Consider the following 13,233-nt stretch of genomic DNA (forward strand, 5'->3'; position numbering starts at 1 on the left):
AATGCCAGCTCCCTTGGAAGGATTGCGGGTTGTCGACTTCACCCGCGTACTCGCCGGGCCTCATTGCACGAAGGCGCTGCGCGATCTCGGCGCTGACGTGACGAAGATCGAGCCGCCGGCTGGCGATCTCGGCAGGGTTGCGTTGCCGCACGTCGACGGGCTAGGGCTGTACTACGTGCAGCAGAACGCCGGAAAGCGGAATTTGAGCATCGACCTGAATTATGCGGAAGCGCGCGCAATCGTGACCGACATGTGCCGCGAGGCCGACGTGATCGTCGAGAATTTCCGTCCCGGTACGCTTGCGCGCTTTGGCTTGGGGTACGAAGACGTCCGCGCGCTCAACCCGCGCGTCATCTATGTTTCGCTGAGCGGATACGGACAATCGACCTCTTGGCGCAACCGGCCCGCTTTCGCGCCGACCGTTCAGGCCGAAACAGGCCTGACGGAAATCGTGCAAGATCACTTCGGCGAAGCGCTTTCTGAAGCCCGGGGCGATGCCTGCAGCCATGCCGATGTCTACACCGGACTGCAAGGGGTGATTGCTGTACTCGCGGCCCTGCAGCACCGCAACAACACCGGTGAGGGACAATATGTCGACGTTTCGATGGCGGCGACGATGTTGTCGGTCAACGAACGTGCCGGCGCCCTGCTGTCTGGAATCGATACCGACGGCGAGCCGATCGCGCTATCGGCCAACGAGTCCCACATTTTTGAGATGTCCGACGGCACCCGCCTGACCATCGCGGGCAGTCCGATCTATTCGCCGATGTTCACACGCTACTGCGCCATGATGCGGCGAAGCGACCTGCTACGGGATCCTCGCTATGCAACAGCGAACCTCCGCCGCAAGAACCTTCCTTCATTGCTCGCGGAGGTCAGAGCGTGGCTCGGAACTTTTGACGATCTCGAGCAGTTGCAGGCTCAAGTCAGCGAGGGTGGACTCGCAATCGGTCAGATTCGATCTGTTAATGAATTTGCTGCATCGGATTGGGTCAAGGAATGGAACGCGGTGGTCGAGATCGACGACCGTGCTGGCGGCACGGTACGCATGCCAGGTAACCCGTGGATATTCAGTCGGTCTGAGCTGCCTGCCCCCGGCGTACCGGCATTCCAAGGCGAACACAACGAAGAGATCCTCACGGAGCGAAATCTTACCGCGGATGAGATCGTGGACTTGAAGAAACGCAAGGTTCTTCTTAGTCGCCGAGGACCCTTCGGCGCTTTCGATTGAGACGCCCGAACACTGGTCGGCGATGGCCACGTCGATGCGATTACCTTCGGTCGGATGCAGCAAAGAGGGTGTCGAACAGCGCATTCGCGGCGGTGCTCCTGCACTCTAGCGTCTGAGGCTCTTGGTCGCCACAAAGCCGCCGGCTGGAAGATTGACCTGTTGGAATGACGCAGGCGCCGACTTGCGATATCCATACGGGCGGCAATCAAAACGAGGGGAACCGCCCGGCCCCGATGCAACTGGACACCAGATGCGTCACGTCGAATAATGAGCCGCGGCTCAACTATTTCAAGCGACTTGTCGAGCCTTGCGACATCAATAACTGTTGAAAGGAACCCAGTCCGCCCTCCCACCGGTCTACGAATTCGATATACGAATAGCTTTAAGTTCCAGCCTCGTAGTAACCTTGTTCCGCACCCAGCCGGCGTAATGGACAGCCGGTCGGTCAGAACACGCGGCCGACGGCTGAGGTGGTGAATGAGCAGAAAAGAGAAGGATTCGTCGCGTAGCATTCTAGCTCGAAACATTCGCAAGCTTCGGCTGATGCGCGAGATGTCGCAGCAGGAACTAGCCCGCGCGGCAGATACCCGGCAGGCCCTGATCAGCGCCATCGAGGCCGGGGATGCAAACCCAACGTTCGATTCTCTCGCCAGGCTGACAGACGCTCTCCGGGTCGACCTCGCTGAGTTTTTCAATGCCCGTGCAAAACACGAATGAGGCAACGCGTTTGGCTGCAATTCGGCAGAAGCAGCTGCAAATTTCATCAAGAGTTCGGAAACGTCCGGTAGAAACTCGTAACGACCTGAGTTGGGAGCGCCGACGACAGATCTAGACGATCTGCCGAGGCTACGAAGCTTGAGAGTCAGTTGGTGGAACCGGCAACGTTGCTATCGATCAGTTGAACCTCCAGGCTTTCAATTTCCTGCATCGCCCGACCGGCAACGCCCTGAAGATCGCCGTAGAGGCCAGCCGTGGAATCGAGGACGCCTCCGAGCTGCTCTTCGCGCTTTGCCCACAACTTGGTCATCACCTTGCGCTCGCGATCGAGATCGTCGCGCATGTCGTTGAACTTTTCGAGAAACTAGAGTTCGGCGGCGTTCACGGCTCGGCTCTTTTGGTAAGCCGGCCTGGAGGTTACCCTTTCCAGATATGGCATAGCGTTGTCGCAGATCCCCACGCCGTATTCGTTTGCCCAGACCAGACACGTCGTCAAAAGGATATCTGCGCTGGTGAACCGATCGCCCATCAGGTAGCGCCGTCCGTCCTCCAGAGACACCTCGACGTGATGCAATTGCTGTCTGAAATACTCGCCGGCCTTTTCAACAACTCCGGGTGCCGCGCCGTAGATATGCGCCAGGCCCCGGTTGGTTCCGTGACGCCGCATAACGTAAAGACTGGTGGAATCCAGTTCGGACACGATAAAAATGCACCATTCGAGCCATCGGGCGAACTCCGCGGGGTCATCGGGGACAAGCGAACTGTCCGGCTTCGAATAGGTCCGCGACAAATACGTTACGATCGCCGCACTTTCTCCAATGGTGAATGAGCCATCCTGGAGCAGCGGGATCTTCTGACGCGGATTCAACTTCGTATACTCAGGAGTCTTCGTTTCGCCGGAGCGAGGTAGTATCGGACGACATTCGTATTGCAGTCCGAGTTCGTGCATTGCCCAGTGGGCGCGAATTCATCCTTACCTACGACGGCATCCCCTCTTATGCAGTGAGCATCATGGAATTCCGCGAGGGGCTGGTGTCCAGCGAAACGCAATACTTCGGCAATCGGTTCGACCCAGCGCCCCTCCCTTGCGCATCTCGTTGAGCAAGTGGGCCAAATCACGTCAATCTAATCCGCCGAAGGCGGCTAGATCGCTTATCTCTGACAGCATCGGGCCGGCCGCATTGCTCGCGGCCCCGCCGGCCGGACCGTCGCCAAGCCAGCACCGGAGGCTGAGCCTCCGCCAGCTACACCACGCTCAGGGGACACTATCGGCGGCCAGCACGGCGCGGGTGCCGAGATCTCAGTGCGCGCGCCTGCGAACCATGATGCGCGGTTAAAGCGGCGTGGCCGCCTCGTCCGCGGCGCGCATCGACGCCGACTGCCCGGGGCGCCATTTGTGAACGCCAATTAACCATGTCGCTCGGCGGAGCGGGGGCGGAACTTGCAATTCCAAAGCAAGCCACCCCATATTAGTCGTGCCGATCGCAATCCCTGCGAAGGCGGCCGCTGCCGGTGCTTGCAACACACGACAACGGCCTGACCACAACCGACTTTAAAGGAGTCGATCATGGCTAAGAGCCAGTATAACGGCGATTCGCCGTTCCCGTCCCCGTTCTCTGAGCACCCCGGCATGTCCGGCAGCCCCGAGACCATTCCCGTCACGTCCATCCCCTTCCCGACCCGGCCGGCGATCGAAGCGTCGTCCATGCCTGCGGCTTACATCCTGAAGGACAGCGCGGCCATGTACATCGGCAAGACCGTCGACTGCGCGCGCCGGCTGCGGGATCGCGGCGCCGCCAACGCGACGCCGTGCCCGGACGGGATTTCCCCCTCCACCCCCACCTCCTCCATCGACTAGCCGGATCGCGAAGCTCGACGTCGGCAACGCAAGCGTTGCACGGACCGGCTCGTCTCCCGTCCAGCTCTCCAGGCAAGGTCACGGCGCTCAAACGCGGCGTCGACCGTTGCCGACGGGCGAAAGTCGGGACGGCCGGGTATGCCCGCCGCCCTCTGTTGGGGGTGGGGTCGCCGTGTGCGCTCAGGCTCGACGGCGCCGGGCTTTTCGATCTCTCAAACACAACTGACGAGAAAGAGAGAACCACCATGACGCTTTTTTCTGCCAACAGCTCGGTGCAGGCCGCCTGCACCAACGTCCACCGTCCGATGGGCGGCATCGAGGGCTTGCGTGAGGTGCACGACGATGTCGGCCGCCTCTCGGTGTCCGCCTTCCCGGCCGCGATGATCAAGGACATGTCGATGACGCGGGCCGCCGTGCCGGCCTGCTACGTCCTGGCCGACCACTGCACGGCCTATATCGGCGAGACCGGCAACATCGGCCGCCGCCTCTCCGACCACTACCGCGACCAGAGCAAGAGCTTCGCGCGGGAGGTGTACGTGATCTCGGGGTACGAAGGCGCCTGGTTCGACACCACCGCGGCTCTTTATCTGCAGTACCGCCTCACCAAGATCGCCGAGCAGGCCGGCCTGGTCGACATCATGAAGGGCGCCAACCCGCAGGTCCTGGAGCTGCCGAGCCACCGCCGCGCCTCGCTCGATATCTTTGTCGAGCACGGCGAGCGCCTGCTGTTCGACGCCGGGTGCCGTGTGCTGCGCTCCAACTTCGCCAGCCAGCGTCGCCCGGTCGTCGAGGCCGACGCCGTCGGGCTCGATGACGCCGGCCCGATGCAGATCGGCGTGGTTGCCACGCCGCCGGTCGGCAGCGAGCTCGAGCTCGTCTATGGCGATCTCTGGGCGAGGGGCTATCCGACGCCCGAGGGCTTCGTGGTGCTGGCGGGCTCCGAGGTCCGCAGCACGGTCAACCCGAGCGCGCCGCAGATCGTCGATACGCGGCGTGACGAGCTGATGGACGCCGAGGCGCTCGTGGCGATCCCGGGCGTGCAGGACCGGCAGCGTCTGTGCGTCGCCGTCCGCTTCCCGTCCGCGGCCATCGCGGCGAAGGTCGTCACCGGCGCGCATGTCGACTCCAGCAAGTGGCAGCCGCCGCGCTATCCGCGGCCGATCCTGATCGCGGCGTAAGGATGTCGACCATGACGGATGACACGAAGGTGCCGGAGCGCAAGCTCCGGCACAAGGAACCCCGCCGTGCCGGCGCTGACAGCGCTCCGCTCGCGATCGATCGCGGATCGGTCGCGGCGAACGCGTCCATCGACAACCCGGCCTGGCGGATCAAGAGGCCGCCGGATCGTCCGTGGCCGTTCAAGGCCGAAAATGTCTCGCCCCTGCAATGGTGGCGAACGCTGCCGTCCGATGCGTTTCGCGACGCCGAGCAGATCCTCCTGCTCACGACGGTGGAGCGGATCGGCGTGCTCCATGGTGGCGACGATCTCGCGGCCGCGCTCGCGGGAGATGCGGCGGCGGCCATCGGCGTCGCGTTCTCCCTGATGCCGATTGAAACGGCCACGCTGACCGTCGACATCGCGATGACGGCGCTTTGCCGCTGCGCGCTCGCGCGGAACGCGGCGGCTGCGCTGGTCATGGCGCAGGTCATCGGTCTGACCGACCTCAATCACGGGCTTGCCACCGAGTTGGCCGCGTCCTGGTACACGCGCGGACTGCGTTACTCGAGCAATCCGCGCAAGTTCAGCCAGGCCGAGGCCGTGCTGCTCACGGCCTTCCAGGAACGTCACCGCGACGGAGAGAGCGCATGAAGGTTCAAGTGTTTTCGGACCTGCATCTCGATGTGATGCCGATCAAGAAAATTACGATCGTCGACGGCATCGACGCCGTCATCGTCGCCGGCGACACCTGCGAAGGTCCGGTGCAGGCCTTCGAGCACTCGCGGCGGATCGTTCCGATGTCCATTCCGATCCTGATGGTGCTCGGCAACCACGAATATTATCGCCGCTTCGTTCCGGATGAGCTCGAGCGCGCTCGTTCACGGGCTCCCAGCTTTAACCTCCACCTCCTGGAGTGCGCCACGGTCGTGGTCAACGGGGTTCGCTTCGTCGGCGCGACCCTTTGGACCGACTACCGAATCTTCGGCGACGCGAACCAGATGGCGACCATGAACGCGTGCGCGGCCGGCATGAACGATCACCGCTTGATCGGCTGGCAGAAGAAACCGTGGCTGAGATTCCGGCCGCAGGAAGCTGCGCTGCTGCACCACCGCTCGAAGACGTACCTCGACGCAACGCTTTCCACGGGATTCAACGGCGCCACGGTGGTCGTCACCCATCACCCCGTCCACTGGAATTCGATCCTGCCGAAGTACCGGACTGATCCGGTAACGGCGGCCTTCGTGTCTGACATGTCCGCAACGATCGAAGCGTTCCGTCCGACGCTGTGGGTACATGGCCACGTTCACAACTCCTGCGACTATCGCGTCGGCGGGACCCGGATCGTCTGCAATCCCCACGGCTACGGGCCCGAAAACCCGGACTTCGACGGCGCCTTCACGGTGGAGATCGAGTGAGCGACGCCCTTCACACTGTCAGGCACCCCTTCCCCACTCCCCAAACATTTTCGAGTGCTCATCCATGCTGACGCGCCTGTTTCCTTTCCTCGATCCCGCCCACGTTACGCCTGACCTCAGCCGCCGGCTCCGCGCCCTGGCCGATGACTGCGACCGCCTCGAACGCGGGCGCCCAGTCCCGCCGGTCGTGCTGCAGAAGGCTCCGCTCCTTACGGACTGGGTGCCGGCGATCACCCCGCAAGGCGTGCATCTGATCGGCCGCGTCACCGGCCATCCCCTGCTGGGCGATTGCGCGGCCGCCACCACGCCGCTGTGGTTCGCCGATCCCGATGGCGCATGGGCCCGCTCGCTCTCGCGCTTCTACAAGCTCGGTCCGCCGCTCGATCGCGATGGTCTCCGCCGCGTGCTGAGACGGATGGCGACCTCCAGCGCTGTCGGCGGCGACGGCTCGGAGGAAGAGTCATGAGCACGACAGACGATGGCGACGACATTGATCTGCCGGCGCCGGCGCAGACGACGCCGTCTCGACCGGAGCGGCAGCCGATTCGTCAGACTGGGATGAGCGTTTGAAGAACCTACCCCGGCTCCTGCGCTACGCCATGCTCGTCACCGACAGCGCCGACCACGTCGAGCAGCGGCTGATCGCAGAGATCGACGAGCTGTGTCCGCAGCTCCCCCACAATGCGGCCTGGGCCGCGGCGCTTGGCGTCGATGCCGGACTTGTGCTCGCGGCCGAGCTCGACCACCGCGCCGTCACTCGGAACGAGCCGAACTTGCGCAGCCTTGCCGACTGCGTGCGGCTTCTGTGCCTGCCGACGCCGCGCGAGCGGACCTACTTCGAGGACCACCGGAGGGTCGGCAAGGCGCTGATCCAGGCTTTCCAGACAACCTCCAGGCATGCCGAGGAGGAGCTCTGCTGCGATCTCGAGCGCTTCGCCTTCGGCTGGGCGGCGCTGCCGGCCTGCACCGACCTGTTGCCGAGGGCAACTTCGGCGCAAAACGCGGCCTTCCTCGGTAATCGCATGGCGGAACATCGCGTCACCGCGGCCGCCGTTGCCGCCCGGCGGAAAGTCAAGGCGGAGGAAGAGCGTCGGAGGAAGAAGGAGGACGATCAAAAAGCGGCCGAGCGCTCGGAGCAGGCTTCAGATGCTGCCGCGGAAGCCGTGCCCGAACATCATCTGGTGGTCGCTCGCCTGAGCCCTGAGGAGATGAAAAACGTCAAGCTCAAGGACATCATCGGTCCGCTGAAGAGCATCATCAACACTGCTCTGCCGCTGGTCGAGGTGCCGCCGTTGCACGAGGTGCGCAGCACACTGATCTATGAATTCCCTTATGCCATCGACGTCATCGATTTCGCACTTGCCGACCTCGTTGGGCGCACCACGATCCTGCTGCGGCCGCTGCTTTTGGTCGGCGACCCCGGCGGCGGCAAGAGCCGATTTGCTCGGCGGCTCGGAGAGATCCTCGGTCTGAGCGTCTGGCGCGAAGACGCGTCCCGTGCCGACGGCGCCACATTCGGGGGAACCGACCGGCGTTGGTATTCGGCCGAACCCTGCCATCCCTTTCTCGCTGTTGCCCAAGGCAAAATCGCCAATCCGCTCGTCCTCATAGACGAGATCGAGAAGGCCGCGACCCGCACCGACTATGGACGGCTATGGGATTGTCTACTCGGTTTCCTCGAACCCGAAACTAGTGCGCGCTATCCGGATCCCGCGCTGCAGACGAACCTCGACTTATCGCACGTCTCGTTCGTGGCAACAGCCAACAGTCTTGATCCTCTGCCGAGTCCGATCCGCGACCGATTTCGTGTCGCCACCTTTAGAAAGCCAGCCGCTGAAGATCGCGACAGCCTCTTGCCGGCGGTGATCGCCGACCTCGCCCGAGAACGCGGCCTCGACGAAAGCTGGGTGCTACCTCTCGATGGTGCCGAACATGCCGCGGTCGCGCGGCACTGGCGTGGCGGCTCAGTGCGCCGCCTGCGCCGGATCGTCGAAGCCATCCTGCGCGAACGCGACCTCCGCGCCACGAGGAACTGACCATGAAGCACGACCCCGCCGAGAAGCCGAAACAGACAGCACAGTACAGGGTGTCGCCATTGCCACGACCGGCGCGATTGCCGGGGATAACGCCCCGACTCGGCCCGAGCCACGGCGGAAATCCCGATACAATCCCGCGCAATCACCAAAGGACCGACACCGTGACCGACCCTCAGATCACCTGCCCGAACTGCCACACCGAGATCAAGCTCAACGAATCGCTTGCGGCGCCCTTGGTCGCCGAGACCCGCAAGCAGTTCGAGGCGCAGCTTGCGGCCAAGGAGGCCGATTTCAGCCGTCGTGAGGCCCAGCTCAGGCAAACGCAGGACGACCTCGCCAAGGCGCGCGAAGCGATCGACGAACAGGTCGCGGCCAAGCTGCGGTCCGAGCGCACTGCCATCGCCGAAGCCGAGGCAAAAAAGGCGCGTCTTGCGCTCGCTGACGATCTCGGCCAGCGCGACCGGCAGCTTGCGGACCTGCGGCAGATGCTCGCCACCAACAACGCGAAGCTCGCCGAAGCCCAGCAGGTCCAGGCCCAGATGTTGCGCAAGGAACGGGAGCTTGAGGAAGCCAAGCGCGAGATGGACCTCACGGTGGAGAAGAAGGTCCAGGAGAATCTCGCTGCCGTCCGCGACAAGGCCAGGCTCGAGGCGGAGGACGCACTCAAGGCCAAGGTCACCGAAAAGGAGACCCAGATCGCCGGCATGCAGCGCCAGATCGAGGAACTGCGCCGCCGGGCCGACCAGGGCTCGCAGCAGCTGCAGGGCGAAGCGCTCGAGATCGAACTTGAATCCCTGCTCCGCAGCCGCTTCCCGCGTGACCTGGTCGAGCCGGTGGCCAAGGGCGAGTTCGGCGGCGATGTGGTGCACCGCGTGCTTGGCCCCGGCGGTCAGGCCTGTGGCACCATCCTTTGGGAGTCCAAGCGCACGCGGAATTGGAACGACGGCTGGCTCGCGAAACTACGCGATGATCAACGCGCCGCCAAAGCGGAGATCGCGCTGATCGTTTCGACTGCGCTTCCCAAGGGAATTGAGACCTTCGACCTCGTTGATAACGTCTGGGTCACGGAGCCCAGGTTCGCGATCCCGCTCGCCATCGCACTTCGGCAGTCGCTGATCGACGTCGCCGCCAGCCGCCAGGCGCAGGAAGGCCAGCAGACCAAGATGGAGATGGTCTATGCCTACCTGACCGGCCCCCGCTTCCGCCACCGCATCGACGCCATCGTCGAAAAGTTCACCGACATGCAGGCCGACCTCGATCGCGAACGCAAGACCATGATGCGGCTGTGGGCCAAGCGCGAGGAGCAGCTCAGGGGCGTGCTCGATTCCACCGCCGGACTTTATGGGGATCTCCAGGGCATCGCCGGTCGCGCCATGCAGGAGATCGAAAGCCTGGACGTGCTGATGATCGAAGTTAAGGGCGAGGCAGCGGAGTAGGACCCTTGCCCATTGCGCCGAACCCACCGTCCGCAACCGCTCGTTATGAAGCAAGAGACAAAAAGTGCGGCTAAACTGATACGCTTTGTGTAATTTTCTTATCAGTTGGTGCGACAACTCCGTTTGTATGTGATGAATGTTTGTACTCGTAGTCCAATGGTTAGTATCATCCGTTGATAACGGCCTGGTTGCGGGCTTATGTCTGATGGGACCACCAATTCCGCAATTTTTGCGGCTAACTTTGTGCGGACTACGAAAGAACGACTCGATTTCACTTTAAGAACGACTCGATCCGCACCTTTAAGAATGACTCGATTATCCCATTGCCTTGATCTTCCGAAAGAATTTCGTCCAAATTTCGATTTGCTGAATTTGACGCACGAAAAAATTTCGAGGCGGTTTTTTGGACTTCTTAGCGTTCTGAAACTCGCTTTCGTCGACTTCAGCTGACACGATTTCCCCGCGACGCTGGCAGCCCGACAACCAGCGGCAAGGGTGATCGCGCTGGGAGCGGTCCCGACCTGGCAGGCCCGGCACGTCCGACCGCATTAGAGCCTCTGCCGGCCAGGGACACGATCCGTGTGGTGCGAAGCGATCGCGGGCTTTCTACGGCGTCTCGGGCCCCGGTGATACCGACGCTGTTGGCGGAGGCATGACCGCAGCCGCGCCTCGGTCGGTTTCGAAGAATTTTTTCGCTTTCAAGTGGTTTTCCAGCGCAGCCGGCCTGTAGGGTCCGAAGCTCGTGTAGTTTCGCACCGACTTCATGGCGAGACGCTCGTAGACGGTCTCGTGAAGCTGAGCGGTGTCGGGGACGTCGCGAACGGCCCGATCCCAATTGAGGGAAGTGCCGCCCACGCCGACCATGCACTCGTCGTGCATCATCCCGTCGCTGGACGGATAGAGCTTCAGCAGGCCTTCGTCGACGATAACGCGGGTTTGCTCGGGGATCTTTTTGCTGATGAAGTCGACCATCCACTTCAGGGTAATGTCGGACAGCCGGGATTCGTTTTCGGGGTAACTTCCCCCGATGTCGGCGTGATTGCCGGCAAACCAGATCTGATCGAACTGTTCGGGCTCGTCCTTCCTGTCCGGCCACATGACTGTTCCTCGACCTCCCCACGCCACGCGTTTGAAGTCCTTTCGGCCCTCGTCGATCGACTGGAGGTGTCGCGCATATTGCACATCGGGCGAAAAGTGTCGGTCGTACGCCCAATCGGGGAAGAAGCGCTGCACTCCGATCGCCGCGACAGCATCCCAGATTCCGATGAAATAGGCGGAAGCTCCTGCCGCCCGGCCGATCTGGGAGCCGTAGTCCGCACGAAACTTCGCCTCTCTCTCCGCCAGCGTTTTCTCGTCGGTGATCGGCATGCCCAGCTTGTAGAGGCAGGCCACCGCTTCCTTCGCGATCCGCCGTAGCGATTTCGGATCGAGGCTCAGGGTTTCGAGGCCCGGCTGCTTTGTCGGGATGCCACACACTTCGAGTACGTGGGAAAGACACCTGGCCGTGTAGGCTCCGCGGCTGAAGCCGAACAAGTAGATGCGGTCGCCAGGCTCCCAGACGCCGATGATCGCGACATAGCAGTCCATGATCTTCTCGGTAAGGCCCACCCCAAACATCTGCCGGACAGACTCCTTTGTTCGGTCGAGAAAGCTGTTGTGTCTGGGCGTAGGCGTTCCGATGCCGGGTACGTAAAAAGCCAGTTGCTTGCTGGGATCAATGATCGATTCTGGCCCGGTCCGCGTCGCACGGTACAATTTGTAGACGTTCGTGCGGCTCTCGTCGGGCAGCAAGCCGCCTTCGTTACCCGTGCCGTCGGCGAAGATGAGGATGTTCTTGGTCACTTCGTGCTCCTTGTGCCTAAGCCAAAGCAGGATCGAGAGAGGCGTCTCCAACGACGATGCCGGTCTCCGCTGTGAAGATCACCGCAACATCCTTCGCTTTTTCCCTGTACGCGCTGTACGCGCCTTGGCCCGCGGAATTGATGGCGTCCGCCAAACTTGCCACTGGCCCCTGTTTGGCGCTCGTTGCAGCATCCTTGAACTTGCTTTCTTCCGTCCGCAGCCCGGCGATGGCGGCGTTCAGGTCGGACATGTTCGTCGGCGTCACGAGCTTCCCACCGATGTAGACGACCTGGCTGAGGCCGACGATGCCGAGGATGGTGTCCGGAATGACGAAAGTGGAAAGTTGCGTCACGCCTGCTGCGATCAAAGCTCCGATCACGACCAGTGCAAAGATGAAGCTCTGATAACGGTAGACGTCGAAGACCCCGTCCGTGGTGAAGAAGTCGCGCCACGAGGCGTTCGACGGATCGACGGTCGCCTTGGCCATCGGAATCCAGCCTCGACGCAGAAGCCACGCCCTGTTCTCGGCGGACAGGTTATTGCGTTGGGCATCGGCGCCCTTGGCGACCGTGGCGCCGATCCCGCTGATCCCGAGCAGTGTCAGGATTGTTCCAGAGATGTCCGTGAGCATTCCTGTCTGCAGAAGCAGCAGGGAAATCAGTGCGACGACAACCAAGGAAAACGAAAGGGTCTGGAAGGTGGACAGACTTCCTTTCCCGTCCGGGCCTGCAGTGACCCGAGCCGGGTTCAGGGCGCGCACGAAGGACGCCAAAGTGTGGTCTTGCTTGCGGAGCGCGAACGCTATCCAGACGTAGAGGAGGAACACCTCGCCGACGGTGATCCCGATGCTCAGCCAATAGGGACTCAGGCGGACGGTCGTGACGGAAACACGCCCTGGAGATTCGCCGACGGGGCTGTTGCAGGTGTACAGATAGAGATCGACCCGGTTCCAAAGCCAGGCGAAGTCGTCACCCATGTTCAAGGTGACGATCGACTGATCGGGCTCCAGCAGGTGCTTCTTGACGAGCAGGTCAGACTCCGCGGCCCGACGTGTCACCACGTCTTGTCTTTTTAATAGATAGGTTTCACCGTCCCCGTAGTCGATGCCCGCGAAATACCTCACGCCATCCACGAATGGCGCTCGCACGCCGACGTCCACGCGTTGGTTTGTCGGCAGAAAATTCGTTGCGAACACGATCGTGCCGCCTACCGGGTTTCGGCCGGATTTCAGTTCGACCGCAAACTCCCCTGCTTTGACGCACTGTTTCTGAGGATCGTTACTTCGGGCCGCTACGGCCTCGCCAGTTCTCCCCGGAAGGGCCGGCGTTGGAGTGGGGGGAGTGGATCGCGCATCCGCAGGGGGTTGGGCAGGCGCCGGCGTCTGCTTTCCATCGATCTGAGACGGATTGTTTTGTTCGGCGGACTTCGCCGACGGCAGAAATGCCAAGGCTGACATTCCGACGACGCACGCTGCGACAATCAGCGATCTGACCATAGACGATCCCTTAGCAATTTTGGAAAAAGGGCTCAGAATTACCC

Annotated in this window: 12 protein-coding genes and 1 pseudogene; 9 read left to right on the plus strand and 4 right to left on the minus strand. The window is 62.3% G+C overall.

The genetic code is table 11. The features are described from left to right. Position 1: 1 nt before the first annotated feature. Positions 2-1,231, plus strand: a complete 1,230-nt coding sequence (locus V1289_RS09620) for a CaiB/BaiF CoA transferase family protein (protein ID WP_334407374.1) — start codon at positions 2-4, stop codon at positions 1,229-1,231. Positions 1,232-1,708: 477 nt separating this feature from the next. Beyond that, positions 1,709-1,948 carry a helix-turn-helix domain-containing protein gene (locus V1289_RS09625; RefSeq protein WP_334396721.1) on the plus strand — a complete coding sequence of 80 codons (240 nt, stop codon included), beginning with the start codon at positions 1,709-1,711 and terminating at the stop codon, positions 1,946-1,948. Positions 1,949-2,093: 145 nt separating this feature from the next. Here the strand turns inward: V1289_RS09625 and V1289_RS09630 are convergent. Further along, positions 2,094-2,309: pseudogene (locus tag V1289_RS09630) on the minus strand (DUF2130 domain-containing protein); the annotation flags it as partial. Between the two features lie 3 nt (positions 2,310-2,312). Further along, positions 2,313-2,897, minus strand: coding sequence for a glutathione S-transferase family protein (locus V1289_RS09635; RefSeq protein ID WP_334396722.1), 585 nt, complete (start codon positions 2,895-2,897; stop codon positions 2,313-2,315). Positions 2,898-3,515: 618 nt separating this feature from the next. Here V1289_RS09635 and V1289_RS09645 point away from each other — a divergent pair. The 7 genes from V1289_RS09645 to V1289_RS09675 all read left to right on the plus strand — a co-directional run bounded on the left by V1289_RS09645 (position 3,516) and on the right by V1289_RS09675 (position 9,852). Next, a complete protein-coding gene (locus V1289_RS09645) occupies positions 3,516-3,806 on the plus strand; it encodes a hypothetical protein (protein WP_334396723.1) in 291 nt (96 codons plus the stop codon). A 245-nt stretch (positions 3,807-4,051) separates the two neighbouring features. Next, on the plus strand, positions 4,052-4,984 hold the full coding sequence (locus tag V1289_RS09650; protein ID WP_334396724.1) for a hypothetical protein: 933 nt from the start codon (positions 4,052-4,054) through the stop codon (positions 4,982-4,984). Positions 4,985-4,995: 11 nt separating this feature from the next. Next, a complete protein-coding gene (locus V1289_RS09655) occupies positions 4,996-5,616 on the plus strand; it encodes a hypothetical protein (RefSeq protein WP_334396725.1) in 621 nt (206 codons plus the stop codon). Continuing rightward, positions 5,613-6,380: a metallophosphoesterase family protein gene (locus V1289_RS09660; protein ID WP_334396726.1), complete on the plus strand. Its 768-nt coding sequence runs from the start codon at positions 5,613-5,615 to the stop codon at positions 6,378-6,380. Before V1289_RS09655 ends, V1289_RS09660 begins: the two co-directional genes overlap by 4 nt. A gap of 64 nt (positions 6,381-6,444) precedes the next feature. Further along, positions 6,445-6,846 (plus strand): DUF6634 family protein, encoded by a 402-nt coding sequence (locus V1289_RS09665; RefSeq protein WP_334396727.1) that lies wholly within the window; start codon positions 6,445-6,447, stop codon positions 6,844-6,846. A 100-nt stretch (positions 6,847-6,946) separates the two neighbouring features. Further along, on the plus strand, positions 6,947-8,416 hold the full coding sequence (locus V1289_RS09670) for an AAA family ATPase (RefSeq protein ID WP_334396728.1): 1,470 nt from the start codon (positions 6,947-6,949) through the stop codon (positions 8,414-8,416). 161 nt (positions 8,417-8,577) lie between these two features. After that, positions 8,578-9,852 (plus strand): DUF2130 domain-containing protein, encoded by a 1,275-nt coding sequence (locus tag V1289_RS09675; protein WP_334396729.1) that lies wholly within the window; start codon positions 8,578-8,580, stop codon positions 9,850-9,852. A gap of 606 nt (positions 9,853-10,458) precedes the next feature. Here the strand turns inward: V1289_RS09675 and V1289_RS09680 are convergent. Together V1289_RS09680 and V1289_RS09685 are read right to left on the minus strand one after the other, a co-directional pair. Further along, positions 10,459-11,694: a DUF2235 domain-containing protein gene (locus V1289_RS09680; protein WP_334396730.1), complete on the minus strand. Its 1,236-nt coding sequence runs from the start codon at positions 11,692-11,694 to the stop codon at positions 10,459-10,461. 16 nt (positions 11,695-11,710) lie between these two features. Further along, complete coding sequence (locus tag V1289_RS09685) at positions 11,711-13,189, minus strand: hypothetical protein (RefSeq protein WP_334396731.1); 1,479 nt, start codon at positions 13,187-13,189, stop codon at positions 11,711-11,713. Between the last annotated feature and the right edge of the window lie 44 nt (positions 13,190-13,233).

This window comes from Bradyrhizobium sp. AZCC 2289 (assembly GCF_036924615.1).
GTDB lineage: Bacteria > Pseudomonadota > Alphaproteobacteria > Rhizobiales > Xanthobacteraceae > Bradyrhizobium.